The sequence below is a fragment of the Agrobacterium sp. M50-1 genome, from assembly GCF_049843495.1.
Taxonomy (GTDB): Bacteria; Pseudomonadota; Alphaproteobacteria; order Rhizobiales; family Rhizobiaceae; genus Agrobacterium; species Agrobacterium radiobacter.
In genome coordinates, this window is the sequence record NZ_JBBHZH010000005.1 from 265,248 (window position 1) to 285,241 (window position 19,994).

Below are 19,994 nucleotides of genomic sequence, written 5' to 3' on the forward strand. Positions count from 1 at the left end.
GAAAGACTACTGTTTTTTCTGGGACTTCGGATCAAGCATGATCCGAACAGGGCCGCCGCAGCTTTCGAGCTTGGCCTGTCCTGTATTCATCAGGACGGTCAGCTTGCAGCCGGTGAAGACATTCGTGCCCTCAGACAGCACGACCTGCTTGCCCGTGAGAATGAAGGTCTGCGCCGCCATGTCGAACTCACCGTGATCGGCCGTCGCCTTCTGGGTCTCGGACGTCAGATAGACATTATTGTCGACGAAGATTTTTTCGATATTGGCGTCGCCGCTGGTGAGCGATGAACCCTCGCCCTTGTAGTTCACCGTCATCTTGCCGGCCTGAAGGGTGGTCGTTCCCTGCACCACCTTCACATTGCCGGTGAAATAGGCCTTGCGCTCCTGATCGCGAATCTCGAGCTGATCGCTTTCAATCGCGATCGGCTGGTCGCCGGAGAGCTTGACGCCCTGCATGTTGCTGGTGGTGTTCTGGGCGAAAGCCACAGTTGCAAGACACGAAAAAACAAGACCTGCGGCTGCGAGGCCGGCGGATTTGCCAAGGGAAACGGGACGGGAAATTTGCATCATCTGGACCGGGCTCTCACTTGCCTTCATTCTTGATATTGGATGCAGCGATACGTGCCCGTACCTGCCCCGAAAATGTAATTGTCTTGCCATTATCGGCGATGTCAATCGATTGCGCAACAATCGAGCCGTCGTTTGTTTTGATCGAAACCGGCTCCTGGCTGCTCATTTTCCCGGCCTTCAGATCGACATCCGCAGACTGGAACTTCGCTTGTATGCCATTGCTGAGATTGATGTCAAAAGGGGCGGTCATCTTCAGCTTGTTGGTGGCCCGGTCGAAAATGCCTTCCTGGGCGATAACCTGCGCCACGCTGTCGTTCACCGGCACGGCTGCCAGCACTTTTTCAAGCATCATGAGATTGGGGTTGGCGATGTCCTGCAACGCACGGTCGGCGTTCATGGAATAATCGATCCCCTTCTCGTTGCGGCCCGCAACGGCAGGTTTTTCCATCACGATCTTGCCGTCTTCAATTCGCGCGCTCTCCAGCGAGACCTCATCGGGCGCCCAGGTTCGGATAACCGAGACGGCGATGAAGGCGAGCGAAACGATCGCTGCGCCAAGCGGCAGAATGATTTTCAGCCGTTTCACGCGCGCAGAATGCCTCAGCGCGGTGTCATAGGCACCGTTCTGGTCATTGGGCAGCGAGAATGCTGGCGCGGGTTCGCGGAGTCTTTCGAGCATAAGAGTGGGTCCGGAATGCTTCCCCGGCGCCATTCTGGCGCACAATCGAAGCTTGTGTCTCTATCTAAATGTCTTTGGCATGAAGTGCTTTGTCCTGCCAATATGGTTTTTGTCTGGAGAGGTGCAAGGGAAATGCGAATTTTATCGTAATTCTGGTTTCCTTATTGTTTCCTTGCGGCTTCGCGTTAGAAGAACCATATGGCCTGAAGCACAAAAGCGGACGACAGAGGTTTCTATGGACAATATGGCGATAGCGGATCGCAGGCGGTTACGCCGCAAGCTGACTTTCTGGCGGATTGCCGCCGTTCTCCTGTTCGTCGCCGGCGCTTTCGGTCTTTACCGGTTTTTATGGGATGGACCGCAGCAAAGCGCGAAGCCCCATATTGCCCGCGTGGAGGTCTCCGGCCTGATCACCGACAATACCGAACTTCTCGAGCGGCTCGACAAGATCGCCAAGAGCGACAATGTCAAAGGGTTGATCATGTCGATTTCCTCGCCGGGCGGCACCACCTATGGCGGTGAGCGCATCTTCAAGGCCATTCGAGGCGTGGCGGAAAAGAAGCCGGTTGTCTCGGATGTGCGCACGCTTGCCGCTTCCGCAGGTTACATGATCGCGTCCGCGGGTGATGTCATCGTTGCCGGCGAAACCTCAATCACCGGCTCGATCGGCGTGATCTTCCAGTATCCCCAGCTTGGCCAGCTGATGGAAAAGCTCGGCGTTTCGTTGCAGGAAATCAAGTCGTCGCCGATGAAGGCGGAGCCTTCGCCGTTCCACGAGGCGCCGGAAGAGGCAAAGTCGATGATCCGCGCCATGGTGATGGACAGCTATGGCTGGTTTGTCGACCTTGTGGCTGATCGCCGCAAGCTGCCGCGCGAAGACGTGCTGAAACTGGCAGATGGATCGATTTTCACCGGCAGACAGGCGCTCGCCAACAAGCTGGTCGATACGCTGGGCGGCGAAAAGGAAATTCGCAGCTATTTCGAAACACGCGGTGTTGCCAAGGATTTGCCGATCGTCGAATGGCGCGCGCCGTCGTCCCGTTCGCCTTTTTCGCTTTTCAGTGTTGCGCAAATAGCGAAGTTTCTGGGATATGACGATTTAATTCCCTTCGCAGGCCCCGGCCAGCTCGGTGCGGACAAGTTGTTTCTTGACGGTCTTGTTTCCGTTTGGCAGGTTGAGCCGCGTTAAAAATCCAATTCTTTCAGGGGGCAACCGTGATCAAGTCTGAACTGGTGCAGATCGTTGCTGCGCGTAACCCGCACCTTTATCACCGTGACGTGGAAAACATCGTCAATGCGGTGCTGGATGAAATCACCGATGCCCTTGCGGCAGGAAATCGTGTTGAGCTTCGTGGTTTCGGCGCATTTTCGGTCAAAAACCGTCCTTCGCGTTCCGGCCGGAACCCGCGCACGGGTGAGTCGGTTTTCGTCGAGGAAAAATGGGTGCCTTTCTTCAAGACGGGCAAGGAGCTGCGTGAGCGCCTGAACCCCGGTATGGGCGACGAAGAGGACGATTGATCGTCCCTGCCCCTGGCGACTGAAAAGGAGCCGGTGGAACGCCTGCTGCGATGGAGTATTGTCGGATGTCGAAAAAAATCATCAATCTCATCATCCTGCTTCCGCTGGCGATCATCCTCGTCATCCTGTGCGTGGCCAATCGCCAGGCCGTGACGCTGGCGCTCAATCCGTTCCGGCCGGAAGACGGCGTTCTGTCCTTCACTGCGCCGTTTTTTGTCTTCCTGTTCCTGGCGGTCATTTTCGGCGTGCTGCTGGGATCGGCGGCCACCTGGTTTGCGCAGGGCAAGCACCGCAAGCGCGCCCGTATCGAGGCAAAAGAGGCCGTTCGCTGGCATGACGAGGCGAACCGGCAGAAAGCCGCTGTCACCAGCCATGTTCCAAATGCCGGCCAGCTCCCGGCAAAGTGATGTAGCCGACATTCGTTCTGGCTCTAGGCGAGCGGCAAATGGAATGGTATTTGCTGCGCGATAAGACGCGGGCAGAAGCGGAAAGATTTCCATTGAAGAAAAAAGACAGCCGGCCGGGCAATCGTGCGCGTGCCGGGAGCGAGAAAAAACAGGTTCATGCCGCAAAGCCGGCACGACGGGCGGAAGTGGCACCGAAAAAGCGCGAGCCGGACGCAGTCCGCAGCGTGCCAAAAGCTGCGCCGAGGGAAAAGGTCGCTGCCGCGACAGCCGTTGAGCAGGCGCCCGCGCGGCCGCTCAAGCCTCGCACCGGCGAACGTCCCGCAGAACAGGTTCCGGTCATTCTGGAATCGAGCGGCGCCGGCGATTTTCACCTGATCGACAGCGGCAACGGCCTGAAGCTCGAACAATATGGCGATTACCGCGTCGTTCGTCCCGAGGCGCAGGCCCTGTGGCAACCGTCGGTTCCCGATCGTGTATGGCAGAATGCCGACGCCATTTTCACCGGTGATACCGATGAGGACGGCATGGGCCGCTGGCGCTTTCCGAAGGAAGCGCTCGGTGAGACCTGGCCTCTCTCCCTGCTCGGGGTCGATTTTCTTGGTCGTTTCACGGCCTTCCGTCACGTCGGCGTCTTCCCGGAACAGATCGTCCATTGGGAATGGCTGAAACATGCCGTTGAGACCGCCGACCGGCCGCTGAAAGTGCTCAACCTCTTCGGTTACACCGGCGTCGCCTCGCTGGTTGCGGCGGCAGCGGGCGCGGAAGTGACCCATGTCGACGCCTCCAAGAAAGCGATTGGCTGGGCGAAGGAGAACCAAGCGCTTGCCGGGCTCGAACAGGCGCCGATCCGCTGGATTTGCGAAGACGCCATGAAGTTCATCCAGCGTGAGGAGCGTCGCGGCAGCACCTATGACATCATTCTCACCGACCCGCCGAAATTCGGCCGCGGCACCCATGGTGAGGTCTGGCAATTGTTCGACCATCTGCCGCTGATGCTGGATATCTGCCGCGAAATCCTTTCGCCCAAGGCGCTCGGCCTTGTGCTGACGGCCTATTCGATCAGGGCGAGCTTCTATTCGATGCATGAGCTGATGCGCGAAACCATGCGTGGCGCCGGTGGCGTCGTGGCGTCCGGCGAGCTTGTCATTCGTGAAGCCGGGCTTGATGGCAAGACGCCGGGCCGCGTGCTTTCCACATCGCTGTTCAGCCGCTGGGAGCCGAAATGATAAAGGATATGCGTGAAAACACCGCGCGCCGGGTTGGCCAGGTCAAGGAAGTGACCAGCCTTGCCAACCCCATCATCAAGGACATCAAGGCGCTCACCCAGAAAAAGGGCAGGGAAGAGACCGGCACCTTCATGGCGGAAGGCCTGAAGCTGGTCATCGACGCGCTCGAGCTCGGCTGGACGATCAAGACGCTGGTTTATGCCAAGGCCGCCAAGGGAAAGCCGCTGGTGGAGCAGGCGGCGGTGAAGACGGTCGCCACGGGCGGGCTGGTGCTCGAAGTCAGCGAAAAGGTCATCGCCTCGATCACCCGCCGCGACAATCCGCAGATGGTCGTCGGCATTTTCGAACAGAAATGGAAGCCGCTGAAGGATATCCGCCCGGAAAAGGGCGAAACCTATATCGCGCTCGACCGGGTGCGTGATCCCGGCAATCTCGGCACCATTATCCGCACCGCGGATGCGGCGGGCGCTTCAGGCGTCATTCTCGTCGGCGACTGCACGGATCCGTTTTCGCTGGAAACGGTGCGCGCCACCATGGGTTCGGTCTTCGCAACGCCCGTTGCCCGCGCTTCGGTCGAAGAATTCCTGTCCTGGAAAAAATCGGCGCAGGTCAGCGTCGTCGCCACCCATCTGGCGGGTTCGGTTGATTATCGAAAAATCGATTATGCCGGCAAGCCGGTCGTGATTTTAATGGGCAACGAACAATCCGGCCTGCCGCCGGAACTCGCCGGAAAGGCCGACCAGCTGGCGCGCATTCCCCAGCAGGGCCGCGCCGACAGCCTCAATCTCGCCATCGCAACCGCCGTCATGCTGTTTGAGGCGCGGCGACATCTCCTCGAACTCGCACCGGTGACGTAATGGCCAAAGCGGCATTGTTCTCGAAATTCGGTCCGGCCTTTGCGCTGATCGTTGCCGCACTGGTGCTGGACCAGATTGTCAAGCAGCTGGTCGAAGCCTATCTGCCGCTGCAGGAGATGGTTCCCGTTGCTCCATTTCTGGCGCTTTACCGCACCTACAATCTCGGCGTGGCCTTTTCGATGCTGGAGGACATGCACGGCTGGTTCATCGTCAGCATGCGACTCGTCATCGTGGTCTTCGTTCTGTGGCTGTGGCGCAAGACGGCGGCGGACCGCACCTTTGCCCATCTCGGTTTCGCATTCATCATCGCAGGTGCTGCCGGCAATCTTCTCGACCGCTTTTTCTACGGTCACGTCATCGACTATATCCTGTTCTACACGCAGACATGGTCCTTCGCGGTTTTCAATCTGGCCGACAGTTTCATAACCATCGGCGCAGCCTGCGTCATTCTCGACGAGTTTTTGCACGCCCGGGCGGCTAAAAAGTAAAATTTTAGGGTTTCAGCCAAACATATCAAAACCGCTGCCGTGGTAGTGGTTGCCTATGAGCGAACTGGCAAGACTTCGACAGAAAGTTTCAGATGGCCTGGCCGCCACGGCGGCGCAGCCGGAAGAGCGTGTCGAAAAGACAACGCGCCATGCGGATGAAGAACATGCGACCGATGCCAGATCGATTGCGCTCTATGTCGCCGTTTCGCTATCGGTTGGGGCTTTTTCCGCAGCCCTGATCGCGCTTGCGGTGCCCTATGCGGTTACTGTTACGCTGGCAACTTTCTTTGGCGCCGTGCTTGTCGGTGTCCTGCTTTACGCGCTCTTCGGCGAATCCTCCCGGCATCCCGTGGCTCTGGTCGCAGATTCCGATCTCCGGCTGCGACAAACGCAAAACCGCTCGCTGATTGCCGAAATGCAGGAATTCATGGGCGATATCGTCGTTATCCGCGACATGAACCGGCGCATTGTCGAGGCGAACCGGGTTTTTCGGGAAATGACCGGCTGTGCGGCCCCCGAAGGATTGAGCTGCGAGGAAATCGGCATTGCCTTCCGCCCGGGTGACAAGGTCCATGCCTATGACGTGGAGATCGCGACGCCTTTCGGTCAACGCATCTTTTCCTGGCATGATGTCGTGACACGAGATCTCGAAAGCAGCCGGCTTCTCATCAGCAGTATCGCCAGAGACGTGACCGAAGAGCGGCTTGCGCTCGGTGAGCGGGAAGATGCCCGGTTGCGGGCCGAAAAGGCCGATGCCGAAAAGGCGAGGCTGCTTGCCACCGTAAGCCACGAAATCCGCCTGCCGCTTTCCGGCATGCTCGGGATGAACCATCTTCTGTCGCAGACGAAACTCAACGAAGAGCAGCGCAATTATCTCGATGGCATGCGGCAGTCCGGCCAGTCGCTGGTGCAGCTGGTCGAGGACCTGCTGGATTATTCGACGATGGAAGCGGGGCGCTTCAGGCTCAATCCGCGTGCGGAAAACCTGCGGCGCCTGATCGAGAGCATCGTTGAGATGCTGGCCCATCGGGCCCATGAAAAAGGCATAGAAATCACCTCCTTCGTTACGCCTGACGTGCCCGATCATCTTGATTTCGATCCGGCAAGGCTGCGTCAAGTCCTCTTCAACCTTCTCGGCAATGCCGTCAAATTTACGCGGGAAGGCGGCGTCGCCATCCGGGCGCGGATGGTCGATAACGAATTGCACATCACTGTCGAAGACACCGGTCCGGGCATGAGTCAGGCCGAGCAGGACCGTATTTTCGGTGAATTCGAACAGGCAGGCCCGCTGTCGCAGCGAAGCGCCGGCACTGGTCTTGGACTTGCGATTTCCGCCCGTATCGTGCGGGAATTCGGCGGCAGTCTCACGGTTTCCAGCCGAAAGGGCAAGGGCAGCACTTTCAAACTGGCGTTCCGGCCGGGCGGCGCACCTGCCGAAATGGCGGATCCCGGGCGGCTTCATTGCCTGCGTCATACAAATGTCCTGCTCATCGCGCCAAAGGGCGTGGCGGCGGCGGTGACGATGGAGGCTATCGAGGCTTTCGGCGGTCAATGTATCCTCATCCATCAGCCTGAAGATCTTGAAAAACTGCGGAAAGAGTCTGCCATCCGGGCGGACGATCTCACCGATATCATCGTTGACCGACGCATTTCGGCGCTGTTCAGAGACGCGCTGAAAGATTGGCCGCAACAGAATGTTCGCCGCACGCTGCTGGTCAGCCCGGAGGAACGACCGTCGACCATGCATGTTTCCTTCGATGCCTGGTTGATCCGGCCGCTGCGCGAAAAATCCCTGATCGATGTCCTGTGCGGCCGTCTGCGCGGCATAGAGCGGCGGGACGCGATCAACGACAACCACCCGGATGTGGGATTTTCCTCGCGGGTGGCGGAGGGTGCGAGCGGTATCGAGATACTCGTGGCCGAAGACGATGCCGTCAATCAGCGCATCGTCCGCGCCGTTCTGGAAAAAAGCGGCTATATCGTCCGTGCTGTCGAGGACTTTGAGGCGTTGCGGCAATCGGTGGTGCCGGGCGTGTCCCGTCTGCCTGACCTCATCGTCTCCGATCTCAACATGCCGGGCGGCGAGGGGCTCGATGTGCTTCCCGACCTTCTCCATGCGCTGAAGGGGGAAAGAAATATTCCCGTCATCGTGCTCAGCGGAGATACGAGCGACGCGACCGCCGAAATCCTGCTGCAGGCCGGCGCCGGCGCAGTTTTGACCAAGCCTGCCGACCCGCGACGGCTGGTAGAGGAAATCCACCGACTGCTGGAGGCGAAACGCCTGTTGCCATCATAACTTGACAGACTCGCGCTGGTGACATTTTGTCACTATTCTGTCGTCAATTAGTGATTTATGACAGGAAAATTCTTTGGTGGCGGAGCGATTCCCCATGGTTGCCGAAATCCTCAATCACGACATTTGTGAAAGCAATGTTGTCGTTCATCCTCGCCCTGAGACCGCTCAGGACAATGAGGGTCTTTTCGGTCGTATAGGCACGCTGGAAACACGGCTCGCCAGAAATGAGCGCGAGATCGATGCCGCGCAATCCGTGCGTTACCGGGTTTTCGTCGAGGAAATGAAGGCGCGGCTTCCCGCCGAAGCGATGCGCCGCAAGCGCGACATCGACGCCTGGGACAGTGTCTGCGATCACCTGCTCGTCCTCGACAAGGCGATCGAAGGCGATAGCGAAGACCAGATCGTCGGCACATACCGTCTGCTGCGGCAGGAAACGGCGCTCGCCAATAACGGGTTCTATTCCGCCAGCGAATTCGATATCGCCGGACTGGTCGCACGCCATCCGGGCAAGCGTTTCATGGAGCTTGGCCGCTCCTGCGTGCTGCCTGAGTATCGCACCAAGCGCACGGTCGAGCTGCTGTGGCAGGGCAACTGGGCCTATGCCGTGAAACACCGCATGGATGCCATGATCGGCTGCGCTTCCTTCCCCGGCGTGCAGCCGGAGGCCCATGCGCTTGCCTTGTCCTTCCTGCATCATAATTGCGTGGCCAAGGGCGAGTGGGCGGCCTCCGCCCTTCCCGAGCTTTACCATGAGATGGACCTCGTGCCGGCCGAAGCGCTGAACGCCCGCAAGGCGCTGAACGCCATGCCGCCGCTGATCAAGGGCTATATGCGTCTTGGCGCCATGTTCGGCTCCGGCGCGGTTGTGGACCATGCCTTCAACACGACGGACGTTCTCGTGGTTCTGCCGGTATCGTCCATCGCCGGCCGCTATATCAGCTATTATGGCGGTGAGGCCGAGCGCATCAACGGCTGACCGGCTTATAATCGGGACCTTTCGGGATGTTCCTGTGGGCAGCGGCTCGGTGCGTGTTGTGCAGGGGCGGGCATTGCCGCTAGTGTCGGCGCTCCTTTTCCGCAACACGATATGACATCGGCAGGCCATTGACGGACGTTCTGACAACCGCTTCCCTGATCTCGGAAGAGAGCCGTGCGACGGCCACTCCGATGATGGAGCAATATATCGAGATCAAGGCGAACAATCCCGGTTCGCTGCTGTTCTACCGCATGGGCGATTTTTACGAATTGTTCTTTGACGATGCGGTCGAGGCTTCCCGCGCGCTCGGCATCACGCTGACGAAACGCGGCCAGCACATGGGGCACGATATTCCCATGTGCGGCGTTCCCGTCCACGCGGCGGATGATTACCTGCAGAAGCTCATCCTGCGCGGTTACCGCGTCGCCGTCTGCGAGCAGGTGGAAGACCCCGCCGAGGCGAAGAAGCGCGGATCGAAATCCGTGGTCAAGCGTGATGTGGTGCGGCTTGTCACACCCGGCACGCTGACCGAAGAAAAACTGCTGTCGCCGACGGAATCCAACTATCTGATGGCGCTCGCCCGCATTCGCGGCAGCGCCGAGGCGCAGTTCGCGCTCGCCTGGATCGATATTTCCACCGGCGTCTTCCGTCTGGCGGAAACAACGCTGACGAGGCTTCTCGCCGATATCTGGCGCATTGATCCGCGGGAGTTGATTGTCGCCGACAGCCTGTTCCATGACGAGGAACTGCGACCGGTCTTCGATGTGCTGGGCCGCGTGGCCTTGCCGCAGCCGGCTATTCTCTTCGATAGTGCGACCGCGGAAGGGCGCATCGCCCGTTATTTTAACGTTTCGACGCTGGATGGTTTCGGCACGTTTTCACGCGTGGAAATGGCCGCAGCCGCAGCCGCCGTGGCCTATGTCGAAAAGACCCAGATCGCCGAGCGCCCGCCTCTCGGCGCACCGGAGCGTGAAAGTGCCGCTTCGACCCTTTTCATCGATCCAGCCACCCGCGCCAATCTGGAACTGGTGAAGACGCTCTCCGGCGACAGGGACGGATCGCTGCTGCATGCTTTGAACCGCACTGTCACGGGCGGCGGTGCACGGCTTCTGGCTGAGCGGCTGATGTCGCCCTTGACCGACCCGGAAAAGATCAATGCCCGCCTCGATGCCGTGGCTTATCTCATCGATGACGTCTCGCTATGCGACGGCCTGCGTGACGCCTTGAAACATGTCGCGGACATGCCACGCGCACTTTCACGTCTGGCGCTGGAACGCGGTGGCCCACGCGATCTCGGCGCTATCCGGCAGGGACTGGTTTCGGCCGAAAAAATTGCAGCCATTCTTGATGATGGGCTGCTGCCGGATGAGCTGGCGATGGCTCTCAAGGATTTGCAAGCCCTGCCGGGCGCTCTTGAGGCGATGCTCGGCTCGATGCTGGCTGACGATCTGCCGCTTCTGAAGCGCGATGGCGGTTTCCTGCGCGAAGGCGCCAATCCCGAACTCGATGAGGTACGGGCGCTGCGCGACCAGTCGCGCCGTGTGATCGCCGGGCTGCAACTGAGATATGCCGACGAGACCGGCATCAAATCGCTGAAGATCAAGCACAACAATGTGCTGGGCTATTTCATCGAGGTGACGGCGGGCAACGCCGATGTGATGATGGCGACGGATGAGGCCAAGGCGCGCTTCATCCACCGTCAGACCATGGCAGGCGCCATGCGCTTCACCACAACAGAGCTTGCCGATCTTGAAAGCCGCATCGCCAATGCCGCAGCGCAGGCATTGACCATGGAGCTGGAAGCCTTCGCGCGTATGGTTGAGGCCGTGGTGCAGCAGGCGGAAGCGATCAAGGCCGGTGCAGTCGCCCTCGCCGTCATCGACGTCGCCTCGAGCCTCGCGTATTTGGCGACCGAACAGGCCTATTGCAGGCCGATCGTCGACGCCTCCATGACCTTTGCGATCCGGGGCGGGCGTCATCCGGTGGTGGAACAGGCGCTGCGGCGGCAGTCGGCAGGACCCTTCATCGCCAATAATTGCGACCTGTCGGCTGTGAACGGCGGCAAGAATGGTGCGATCTGGCTGCTGACGGGCCCGAACATGGGCGGTAAATCGACCTTCCTGCGCCAGAACGCGCTGATCGCCATCCTTGCGCAGATCGGTTCCTTCGTGCCGGCGGAAGCCGCCCATATCGGCGTCGTCGACCGGCTGTTTTCCCGCGTCGGTGCGTCCGACGATCTGGCGCGCGGCCGCTCGACCTTCATGGTGGAGATGGTGGAAACGGCAGCCATCCTCAATCAGGCGACGGATCGCTCGCTGGTCATTCTCGATGAGATCGGCCGCGGCACGGCGACCTTCGACGGTCTTTCCATAGCCTGGGCGGCGGTCGAGCATCTCCACGAGGTCAATCGCTGCCGTGGTCTCTTCGCCACCCATTTCCATGAGCTGACGGTGCTGTCAGAAAAACTCGGCCGCCTTTCCAATGCCACGATGCGGGTGAAGGAGTGGGAAGGTGACGTCATCTTCCTGCACGAAGTCGGGCCTGGCGCTGCGGATCGTTCCTATGGCATTCAGGTGGCGCGGCTTGCGGGCCTACCCGCATCGGTGGTGGAGCGCGCCCGCGAGGTGCTGACGAAGCTCGAAGATGCCGACCGCAAGAACCCGGCCAGCCAGTTGATCGACGATCTGCCGCTATTCCAGATAGCGGTTCGCCGCGAGGAAACACGCAAGGCCGGATCATCGAAGCTGGAGGAGGCTCTGAAAGGCTTCAACCCCGACGAAATGACGCCGCGTGAGGCATTGGACGCGCTCTATGCGTTGAAGAAAGAACTTGGCAAGGCTTGAAGGGATAGATTGCCTGTCCATCGCCTTTAAAACTCGCTATAGGACACTCCCATCGCAAGTGGTGGGATTTCCCACAGGACATGGATACCGGCATAGATGGCCATCAAGGACCTGGATTTTTCCGACATTCTCGATGTATCGGCGCTGAAGCGCGAATGCGACATCATCTTCAAGGAAGACGGCAAACGCATTGCCGATATTCGCTCCGATCTGTTGCCGATCTTTCGCAAGGCCAGCACGGAAGGCCGGGAAAAGGCCAAGGAACTGCTGAAAGCCGATGGCAGTGGCATCGATTGCGCCAGACGCATTTCCTGGCTTCAGGATCGGCTGATCGAAATCCTCTATGATCTCGCCTGCCAATATGTCTATCCGAAAGATACGCCGCAGATAGCGGTGGCCGCAGTCGGCGGTTATGGTCGTGGCACGCTCGCTCCGGGATCGGACATCGATCTCCTGTTCCTGCTGCCGGCCAAGAACACACCTGACATGCACAAGGCCGTGGAGTTCGTGCTCTATCTCCTCTGGGACCTCGGTTTCAAGGTCGGCCATGCCACCCGCACGGTGGATGAATGCATCCGCCTGTCCAAATCCGATATGACGATCCGAACCGCCATTCTGGAAGTGCGGGCGATCTGCGGTAAAAAATCCCTGACCGACGATCTTGAAAAACGCTTCGAGTCGGAAGTCGTCACCGGCACCGGCCCGGAATTCATTGCCGCAAAGCTGGCCGAGCGCGACCAGCGCCACCGCAAGGCGGGCGATACGCGTTATCTGGTGGAGCCGAACGTCAAGGAAGGCAAGGGCGGGTTGCGCGACCTGCACACGCTGTTCTGGATCGCCAAATATTATTATCACGTCCGCGATACGGCCGATCTGGTGAAGCTCGGCGTCCTGTCGCGGCGCGAACTCAGGCTGTTCGAAAAGGCTGATGATTTTCTCTGGGCCGTCCGTTGCCAGATGCATTTCATCACCAACAAGGCGGAAGAGCGCCTTTCCTTCGACATACAGCGCGAAATTGCCGATGCGCTCGGCTATCAGCCGCGCCCCGGCCTTTCCGCCGTCGAGCGTTTCATGAAGCACTATTTCCTCGTGGCGAAGGATGTGGGCGACCTGACCCGCATCGTCTGCGCAGCACTTGAGGATCGCCAGGCAAAGGACGTGCCGGGCCTTTCCGGCGTTCTCAGCCGCTTCGCCCATCGTGTGCGCAAGATTCCCGGCTCGGTGGAATTTGTCGAGGACCGGGGGCGCATTGCGCTCGCCAAGCCTGATGTCTTCAAGAACGACCCGGTCAATCTGATCCGGCTCTTCCACATCGCCGATATCAACAATCTGGAACTTCACCCGGATGCGTTGCGCGTCGTCACCCGCTCGCTGTCGCTCATCAATGACGCTCTTCGCGAGAACGAGGAGGCGAACCGGCTGTTTCTGTCGATCCTCACCTCACGACGCGATCCGGCGCTGACGCTGCGGCGCATGAACGAGGCCGGCGTGCTCGGCAAATTCATCCCCGAATTCGGCAAGATCGTCGCGATGATGCAGTTCAACATGTATCATCACTATACGGTGGATGAGCACCTGATCCGTTCCGTCGGCGTGCTGTCGGAAGTGGACAAGGGAACGGCCGTCGACGCCCACCCGCTTGCCAACCAGCTGATGCCGAGCGTTGAGGAACGTGAGGCGCTTTATGTCGCCGTCCTGTTGCATGACGTCGCCAAGGGCCGGCAGGAGGATCACTCGATTGCCGGCGCACGCGTCGCCCGCAAGCTCTGCCAGCGCTTTCGTCTGACCGGCAAGCAGACAGAAACCGTTGTCTGGCTGATCGAGCAGCACCTTCTGATGTCCATGGTCGCCCAGACGCGCGACCTGCATGACCGCAAGACCATCACCGATTTCGCCGACAAGGTGCAGTCCATGGAGCGGCTGAAGATGCTGCTCATTCTGACGGTCTGCGATATCCGCGCTGTCGGTCCGGGTGTGTGGAACGGCTGGAAGGGGCAGCTGCTACGTTCGCTCTATTACGAGACGGAACTGCTGCTGTCCGGCGGTTTTTCGGAAGTCTCCCGCAAGGAACGGGCGCAGATCGCCCGGCAGGCGCTTTACGACGCCCTCGACGATTGGGGCCAGAAAGCGCGGCGCAAATACACCAAGCTGCATTATGAGCCCTATCTGCTGACGGTGGCGCTGGAAGATCAGGTGCGACACACCCGCTTCATCCGCGAGGCCGACAAGCAGGAAAAGGCGTTGTCGACCATGGTGCGCACCCACTCCTTCCATGCCATCACCGAAATCACCGTACTGGCGCCGGACCATCCGCGCCTTCTGTCGATCATCACAGGCGCCTGTGCTGCGGCCGGCGCCAATATCGCGGATGCGCAGATTTTCACGACCTCCGACGGGCGGGCGCTGGATACGATCCTGATCAATCGCGAATTTCCGATCGACGAGGATGAGACGCGGCGCGGCAACAATGTCGGCAAGCTTATCGAAGAGGTTCTCTCCGGCAAGCAGCGCCTTCCGGAAATGATCGCCACGCGGACCAAGAGCCGCAGGAAGAAAAGCGCTTTCACCATTCCGCCCTCGGTCATCATTTCCAACGGGCTGTCGAACAAGTTCACCGTCATCGAGGTCGAGTGCCTCGACCGGCCGGGCCTTCTGGCTGATATGACGGCGGTCATTGCCGATCTGTCGCTTGACATTCACTCTGCCCGCATCACCACCTTTGGCGAAAAGGTCATCGACACCTTTTATGTGACTGATCTCTTCGGCCAGAAGGTAACGAACGACAATCGCCAGGCCAGCATTGCGCAGCGCCTGAAGGCCGTGATGAGCGAACAGGAAGACGAATTGCGTGACCGCATGCCGAACGGCATCATCGCCCATCCAGACGTGGCGGCCCTGCCTGCCGCGCGCACGGCAAAGGCTTGAGGCGCCCATGAGTCTGATCGGCAAGTTCGCCACCGTCGGCACCGCCACGCTCGGCAGCCGCATCTTCGGCTTTCTCCGAGAAACCCTGATGGCCGCCGCCGTCGGCACCGGGCCGGTGGCCGACGCCTTTAATGCCGCCTTCCGTTTTCCTAACACCTTCAGGCGGCTTTTTGCCGAAGGCGCGTTCAATTCGGCCTTCGTGCCGCTTTTCGCCAAGGAAATCGAGGCGAATGGCATGGAGGGCGCAAGGCGCTTTTCCGAAGAGGTCTTCGGCGTTCTGTTCACCGTGCTTCTGGCTTTGACGATCCTGATGGAACTGTCGATGCCGTTCATCGTGCGCACCGTGATTGCGCCGGGCTTCCTCGAAGACCCGGTGAAATTCGACAACACCGTCCGGCTCGCGACCATCATGTTCCCCTATCTCGCCTGCATGTCGCTGGCGGCGATGATGGGCGGCATGTTGAATTCGCTGCACCGTTATTTCGCTGCCGCGATTGCGCCCGTTTTTCTCAACATCATCCTCATCGGCGTGCTCGCCTTAGCATGGTGGAAGAATTATGATCCCCTGCAGGTGGGTTACGCCTTGTCCTGGGGTGTCATGGTGGCAGGGGTGGTGCAGCTTGCCATCGTGTGGATCGCAGTGCGCAATGCCGGCATGCGGATCGGTTTCCGCAGGCCCCGGCTGACGAAGAACGTTCAACGTCTTCTGGTCCTTGCTCTACCCGCCGCGATCACCGGCGGCATCACCCAGATCAATCTGCTGATCAACACCAATATAGCCTCCGCCGGCGAGGGTGTGATCTCGTCGCTTGCCTATGCGGACCGGATTTACCAGCTGCCGCTCGGTGTCGTCGGCATCGCCGTCGCCACCGTGCTTTTGCCGGAGCTGGCGCGGGCTTTGCGCGGCGGGCATATGGTCGAGGCGGGAAGCCTGCAGAACCGCTCGGTCGAATTCGTGCTGTTTTTGACGTTGCCCGCTGCCGCTGCCCTTCTCGTCATGGCGGAGCCCATCGTGCGTTTTCTCTATGAACGCGGCAATTTCTCGCCTTCAGCCACTATCACCGTTGCGCAGATTCTCGGCATCTATGGTCTCGGCCTGCCGGCTTTCGTGCTGATCAAAGCCTTCATTCCCGGCTTCTTCGCTCGCGAGGACACCCGTACGCCGATGATCTTCGCGGCGATTTCCGTGGTGGTGAACGTCTCGCTGGCGCTGACGCTGTTTCCGCGTCTCGGCGGCCCGGGCATCGCCATTGCCGAAATCACCGCCGGCTGGGTGAATGCCGCTTTGCTGTTCGGCATGCTTTTTTGGCGCGGCCACTGGCAGGTGGATATTCCGCTGCTCACCCGCATTCCGCGCCTGCTGCTGGCCGCTGCCCTCATGGCCGGTTTCGTGCACTATGCGCTGACCTGGCTGACATTCGAACTGTCTTCCGCCTCGTCCATTTTCATCCGGGCCGGCACCATCATGGCTCTCGTTTTCGCAGCCATGCTGGTTTATTTCGTGCTGGCTTTCGTTTCGGGCGGGGCTGACATCGGCATGGTGAAGAGAGCCATTCGCAAGCGCGGCAAAAAGAACGTCGAGACGGAGGCGGGCTGATGTCCTTTGCTGAAAACCGCCGCATCGCACTCGTCACGCTTGTCGTGGATGACTACGATCGCGGGAAGGCTTTTTATTGCGACGTTCTCGGGTTTGAATGCCTTTCCGATCAACCGCTTGGCGACGGCAAGCGGTGGCTGGTGGTGAAGCCGCAAGGGACCGAGGGCGGCGCCTTGCTGCTTGCCGAGGCGGATGGGGAACCGCAAAGGCTTGCCATCGGCAACCAAACGGGTGGGCGCGTCGGATTTTTCCTGCATACCGACAATTTCCAGCGCGATTACGAGACCATGCTTGCTCGCGGCGTGCGCTTTCTGGAGGAGCCGCGCCATGAGGTTTACGGCTCCGTTGCGGTCTTTGTTGACCCTTACGGAAATCGCTGGGATCTTCTGGAACCTCTCGGCTGACATGCCCTGAAACTGCTTGATTGCTGGGGGCTGCGGGTGCATAAGCGCGCGTGCAATTCCAACCATGGGGCGGGGCCCTCCACAAGCCTTTTCGAGGACGACAATGAACGCATTCAAGCCGCTGGTTTTCTCGGGCGTCCAGCCGACCGGCAATCTGCATCTCGGCAACTATCTCGGCGCGATCCGCAAGTTCGTGGCGCTGCAGGAAGATAACGACTGCATCTATTGCGTCGTCGACATGCATGCCATCACCGCCCAGCTCGTTCACTCCGACCTGAAGGCGCAGACCCGATCGATTGCGGCCGCCTTCATCGCAGCCGGTATCGACCCCGTGAAGCACATCGTCTTCAACCAGTCGGCCGTGCCGCAGCATGCGGAACTGGCATGGGTGTTCAACTGTGTGGCGCGCATCGGCTGGATGGAGCGCATGACCCAGTTCAAGGACAAGTCCGGCAAGAATGCCGAGCAGGTCTCGCTTGGCCTGCTCGCCTATCCGAGCCTGATGGCCGCCGACATTCTCGTCTATCGCGCCACCCATGTTCCTGTCGGTGACGACCAGAAGCAGCATCTGGAGCTCGCCCGCGATATCGCCCAGAAATTCAACATCGATTTCAGCGATCATATCCGCAAGGCCGGGCTTGGCCTTGACATCACGGTCGGCGATGAGCCGGTGCACGCCTATTTCCCGATGGTGGAACCGCTGATCGGCGGCCCCGCGCCGCGCGTGATGTCGTTGAAGGACGGCACCAAGAAGATGTCGAAGTCCGATCCCTCCGATCTGTCGCGCATTAATCTCATGGATGATGTCGATGCGATTTCGAAGAAGATCAGGAAGGCAAAGACCGACCCGGATGCGCTGCCGAGCGAAGTGGAAGGCCTGAAGGGCCGTCCCGAAGCCGAAAACCTCGTCGGTATCTATGCCGCCCTGTCCGACAGGACCAAGGCCGATGTGCTCTCGGAATTCGGCGGACAGCAGTTCTCGGCCTTCAAACCGGCCCTCGTCGAGCTTGCCGTCAATGTGCTGGCACCGGTCAACAATGAGATGCGCCGCCTTCTCGATGACCCGACCCATATCGACGCCATCCTCAGCCAGGGCGGCGAGCGGGCGCGTGCCATCGCCGAAAAGACGATGAACGAGGTGCGCGATATCATCGGCTTCCTGCGCTGACAGGTCGCTGCTGCGCGGATGCGGCGGGCGGTTTGCGCCTGCCGTGATTTGATATAATCTCCGCCCGAACCGTCGGGCGGTTTCTCGGATCACGGCGGACCTAGGGAGTGCAGAATGGTTTCAAAACGGCTGTCGCGTCTGGAAGGGCATCGTCGCAAGTTTCTCGCTGTTATCGATGACACACCGGAATGCGAAAGGGCCGTGCACTATGCCGGTCGTCGCGCCAAGAACTCCAACGGCGGGTTGGTGCTGCTTTACATGATCCCGGAAGGCGATTTCCAGCAATGGCTGGGTGTCGAGCAGATCATGCGGGCCGAGGCGCGGGAGGAGGCGGAAGCCACACTCGCCAAGATCGCCCAGAAGGTTCGTGAAACCATCGGCATCGAGCCGGAAGCGGTGATCCGCGAAGGCAGCGCCACCGAGCAGATCCACGGGTTGATCGAGGAAGACCGCGATATCGCGATTCTCGTTCTGGCGGCGGGATCAACAAAAGAAGGGCCGGGGCCACTCGTTTCCTCCATTGCCGGGCGAGGGGCAGCCTTCCCGATCCCCGTCACCGTGCTGCCGGATACGTTGTCGGACGAGGAAATCGACGCACTCTGCTGACCCCGGGGTTCGGGCAAGATTTAGGGGCTGACGATTTCTTGAATGTAATTATCATGTCAGGGCTTGAAGTGAAGCTTCGCCGGGCGTATTTTTTGGAAGAATTCTAAATTACGGGGCGTGAACGGCGACCTCGAAGGAGAAGACGATGTTCATTCAGACGGAAGCCACGCCGAACCCCACGACGCTGAAGTTCCTGCCGGGCAAGGTGGTGCTGGAAAGCGGGACGGTGGAGTTTCTCAATCCTTCGCAGGCGCAGGCTTCGCCCCTGGCGGAGCGCCTCTTCACCATTCCGGGGGTTACCGGCGTTTATTTCGGTTTCGATTTCATCACCGTCACCAAGGACGGCGCGGAATGGCAGCACCTGAAGCCGGCCATTCTGGGCGCGATCATGGAGCACTTCATGTCCGGCCGCCCCATCATGGGTACGGCTATCGCGGCCGAAGTATCGGATGAAGAAGGCGAGTTCTTCGAAGAGGGTGACGAAACCATCGTCGCGACCATCAAGGAACTGCTGGATACCCGCGTCCGCCCTGCCGTGGCGCAGGATGGCGGCGACATCACCTTCCGTGGTTTCCGCGACGGCACGGTGTTCCTGAACATGAAGGGCGCCTGCTCGGGCTGCCCGTCCTCCACCGCCACGCTGAAGCATGGCGTTCAGAACCTGCTTCGCCATTTCGTGCCGGAAGTGCGCGAAGTCGAAGCGGTATAATGCTGTAAAGCCAGGTCATGATTGTTCTCGCACTCGACACCTCAGGTGTGGATTGTTCCGCCTGCATCTATGACAGCATCTCAGACAGGGTGCTCGGAGAGGTCTGCGAAACGATCGGCAAGGGCCATGCCGAAAGACTAATGGCCGTGATCGACGGGGCTCTGGAGCAGGCGCAACTGTCGCTCCAGAATGTCGAACGTATTGCCGTGACGATCGGGCCGGGGTCTTTCACCGGTATCCGTGTCGGTGTCGCCGCTGCGCGTGGTTTTGCCCTGTCGCTCGGTATCGAGGCGATGGGTGTGACCACACTTGAGACGCTCGCCTTGCATCATCTGCTCGAAAATCCCGACCGGCCCGTGGCCGTCGGGCTCGATGCGAAACGCGGCGAAACCTATCTTCAGGCATTCGGCACGGACGGATCACCGCTCAACGAGGCGGCGCTTCTGTCTCTGGATGACGCCAGGGGTGTTCTTTCCGGTTTCAGTGGTTCCGTCATCGGCTCCGCCGCGCCGCTGTTTGCAGGAGAGGAAAGCGGGTCCGGGCCGGATCATTTTCCGATTGCCTCCGTTGCCCGTGCTGGCGCGCGCAAGCAGGCAGGCCAGCCGAAACCCGCGCCGCTTTATCTGCGTGGACCGGATGCCCGGCCGCAGACCGGTTTTGCGCTGGCACGCCAGGACGTTGCCTGATACGGCATGCATGAGTGCATGTTTCTGATTCTCGATTTT

At 59.9% G+C, this 19,994-nt stretch carries 18 protein-coding genes; 16 read left to right on the forward strand and 2 right to left on the reverse strand.

The annotated features are described in order from the left end of the window. Window positions 1-6: 6 nt before the first annotated feature. Both WDZ78_RS14635 and lptC read right to left on the reverse strand, forming a co-directional pair. Window positions 7-570 carry an LptA/OstA family protein gene (locus WDZ78_RS14635; protein WP_003503784.1) on the reverse strand — a complete coding sequence of 188 codons (564 nt, stop codon included), beginning with the start codon at window positions 568-570 and terminating at the stop codon, window positions 7-9. 13 nt (window positions 571-583) lie between these two features. Continuing rightward, window positions 584-1,249, reverse strand: a complete 666-nt coding sequence (lptC, locus tag WDZ78_RS14640; protein WP_425673423.1) for an LPS export ABC transporter periplasmic protein LptC — start codon at window positions 1,247-1,249, stop codon at window positions 584-586. Window positions 1,250-1,484: 235 nt separating this feature from the next. On the opposite strand from lptC, the gene sppA reads away from it, so the two are divergent. The 16 genes from sppA to tsaB all read left to right on the forward strand — a co-directional run bounded on the left by sppA (window position 1,485) and on the right by tsaB (window position 19,955). After that, window positions 1,485-2,438 (forward strand): signal peptide peptidase SppA, encoded by a 954-nt coding sequence (gene sppA, locus WDZ78_RS14645; protein WP_425673424.1) that lies wholly within the window; start codon window positions 1,485-1,487, stop codon window positions 2,436-2,438. A gap of 2 nt (window positions 2,439-2,440) precedes the next feature. Next, complete coding sequence (locus WDZ78_RS14650; RefSeq protein ID WP_219256707.1) at window positions 2,441-2,767, forward strand: integration host factor subunit beta; 327 nt, start codon at window positions 2,441-2,443, stop codon at window positions 2,765-2,767. A gap of 65 nt (window positions 2,768-2,832) precedes the next feature. Continuing rightward, on the forward strand, window positions 2,833-3,174 hold the full coding sequence (locus tag WDZ78_RS14655) for a LapA family protein (RefSeq protein ID WP_020011065.1): 342 nt from the start codon (window positions 2,833-2,835) through the stop codon (window positions 3,172-3,174). A 92-nt stretch (window positions 3,175-3,266) separates the two neighbouring features. Further along, window positions 3,267-4,400, forward strand: coding sequence for a class I SAM-dependent rRNA methyltransferase (locus WDZ78_RS14660; protein WP_026363800.1), 1,134 nt, complete (start codon window positions 3,267-3,269; stop codon window positions 4,398-4,400). Next, the gene (locus WDZ78_RS14665; protein ID WP_425673425.1) at window positions 4,397-5,257 is read left to right on the forward strand and encodes a TrmH family RNA methyltransferase; all 861 of its coding nucleotides are present in this window, start codon (window positions 4,397-4,399) and stop codon (window positions 5,255-5,257) included. Before WDZ78_RS14660 ends, WDZ78_RS14665 begins: the two co-directional genes overlap by 4 nt. Beyond that, complete coding sequence (gene lspA, locus WDZ78_RS14670; protein ID WP_003503773.1) at window positions 5,257-5,745, forward strand: signal peptidase II; 489 nt, start codon at window positions 5,257-5,259, stop codon at window positions 5,743-5,745. The genes WDZ78_RS14665 and lspA overlap by 1 nt, the downstream gene beginning before the upstream one ends. A gap of 55 nt (window positions 5,746-5,800) precedes the next feature. Further along, a complete protein-coding gene (locus tag WDZ78_RS14675) occupies window positions 5,801-8,041 on the forward strand; it encodes an ATP-binding response regulator (protein ID WP_425673426.1) in 2,241 nt (746 codons plus the stop codon). Window positions 8,042-8,135: 94 nt separating this feature from the next. Then, window positions 8,136-9,017 (forward strand): GNAT family N-acetyltransferase, encoded by an 882-nt coding sequence (locus WDZ78_RS14680; protein WP_425673481.1) that lies wholly within the window; start codon window positions 8,136-8,138, stop codon window positions 9,015-9,017. A gap of 191 nt (window positions 9,018-9,208) precedes the next feature. Then, window positions 9,209-11,860, forward strand: a complete 2,652-nt coding sequence (mutS, locus tag WDZ78_RS14685) for a DNA mismatch repair protein MutS (RefSeq protein ID WP_425673482.1) — start codon at window positions 9,209-9,211, stop codon at window positions 11,858-11,860. A gap of 96 nt (window positions 11,861-11,956) precedes the next feature. Then, a complete protein-coding gene (locus WDZ78_RS14690; protein WP_425673427.1) occupies window positions 11,957-14,785 on the forward strand; it encodes a [protein-PII] uridylyltransferase in 2,829 nt (942 codons plus the stop codon). Between the two features lie 7 nt (window positions 14,786-14,792). After that, the gene (gene murJ, locus WDZ78_RS14695; RefSeq protein WP_425673428.1) at window positions 14,793-16,382 is read left to right on the forward strand and encodes a murein biosynthesis integral membrane protein MurJ; all 1,590 of its coding nucleotides are present in this window, start codon (window positions 14,793-14,795) and stop codon (window positions 16,380-16,382) included. Further along, entirely contained in the window at window positions 16,382-16,786 is a 405-nt protein-coding gene (locus tag WDZ78_RS14700; RefSeq protein WP_020011056.1) for a VOC family protein, read from the forward strand. The genes murJ and WDZ78_RS14700 overlap by 1 nt, the downstream gene beginning before the upstream one ends. Before the next feature lie 103 nt (window positions 16,787-16,889). After that, entirely contained in the window at window positions 16,890-17,954 is a 1,065-nt protein-coding gene (gene trpS / locus WDZ78_RS14705) for a tryptophan--tRNA ligase (protein ID WP_425673429.1), read from the forward strand. Between the two features lie 114 nt (window positions 17,955-18,068). Beyond that, a complete protein-coding gene (locus tag WDZ78_RS14710) occupies window positions 18,069-18,560 on the forward strand; it encodes a universal stress protein (RefSeq protein WP_003503758.1) in 492 nt (163 codons plus the stop codon). A gap of 145 nt (window positions 18,561-18,705) precedes the next feature. Further along, the gene (locus WDZ78_RS14715; RefSeq protein WP_003503755.1) at window positions 18,706-19,269 is read left to right on the forward strand and encodes a NifU family protein; all 564 of its coding nucleotides are present in this window, start codon (window positions 18,706-18,708) and stop codon (window positions 19,267-19,269) included. Window positions 19,270-19,286: 17 nt separating this feature from the next. Then, the gene (tsaB, locus tag WDZ78_RS14720; RefSeq protein ID WP_425673430.1) at window positions 19,287-19,955 is read left to right on the forward strand and encodes a tRNA (adenosine(37)-N6)-threonylcarbamoyltransferase complex dimerization subunit type 1 TsaB; all 669 of its coding nucleotides are present in this window, start codon (window positions 19,287-19,289) and stop codon (window positions 19,953-19,955) included. The last annotated feature ends 39 nt before the right edge of the window (window positions 19,956-19,994 follow it).

Coding starts and splice junctions, on each gene's coding strand:
- WDZ78_RS14655 (WP_020011065.1), top strand. CDS start 2,833: ATGTCGAAAAAAATCATCAATCTCATCATCCTGCTTCCGCTGGCGATC.
- trpS (WP_425673429.1), top strand. CDS start 16,890: ATGAACGCATTCAAGCCGCTGGTTTTCTCGGGCGTCCAGCCGACCGGC.
- lspA (WP_003503773.1), top strand. CDS start 5,257: ATGGCCAAAGCGGCATTGTTCTCGAAATTCGGTCCGGCCTTTGCGCTG.
- WDZ78_RS14690 (WP_425673427.1), top strand. CDS start 11,957: ATGGCCATCAAGGACCTGGATTTTTCCGACATTCTCGATGTATCGGCG.
- WDZ78_RS14700 (WP_020011056.1), top strand. CDS start 16,382: ATGTCCTTTGCTGAAAACCGCCGCATCGCACTCGTCACGCTTGTCGTG.
- tsaB (WP_425673430.1), top strand. CDS start 19,287: ATGATTGTTCTCGCACTCGACACCTCAGGTGTGGATTGTTCCGCCTGC.
- WDZ78_RS14635 (WP_003503784.1), bottom strand. CDS start 570: ATGATGCAAATTTCCCGTCCCGTTTCCCTTGGCAAATCCGCCGGCCTC.
- WDZ78_RS14675 (WP_425673426.1), top strand. CDS start 5,801: ATGAGCGAACTGGCAAGACTTCGACAGAAAGTTTCAGATGGCCTGGCC.
- WDZ78_RS14680 (WP_425673481.1), top strand. CDS start 8,136: ATGGTTGCCGAAATCCTCAATCACGACATTTGTGAAAGCAATGTTGTC.
- lptC (WP_425673423.1), bottom strand. CDS start 1,249: ATGCTCGAAAGACTCCGCGAACCCGCGCCAGCATTCTCGCTGCCCAAT.
- sppA (WP_425673424.1), top strand. CDS start 1,485: ATGGACAATATGGCGATAGCGGATCGCAGGCGGTTACGCCGCAAGCTG.
- murJ (WP_425673428.1), top strand. CDS start 14,793: ATGAGTCTGATCGGCAAGTTCGCCACCGTCGGCACCGCCACGCTCGGC.
- WDZ78_RS14715 (WP_003503755.1), top strand. CDS start 18,706: ATGTTCATTCAGACGGAAGCCACGCCGAACCCCACGACGCTGAAGTTC.
- WDZ78_RS14665 (WP_425673425.1), top strand. CDS start 4,397: ATGATAAAGGATATGCGTGAAAACACCGCGCGCCGGGTTGGCCAGGTC.
- WDZ78_RS14710 (WP_003503758.1), top strand. CDS start 18,069: ATGGTTTCAAAACGGCTGTCGCGTCTGGAAGGGCATCGTCGCAAGTTT.
- mutS (WP_425673482.1), top strand. CDS start 9,209: ATGATGGAGCAATATATCGAGATCAAGGCGAACAATCCCGGTTCGCTG.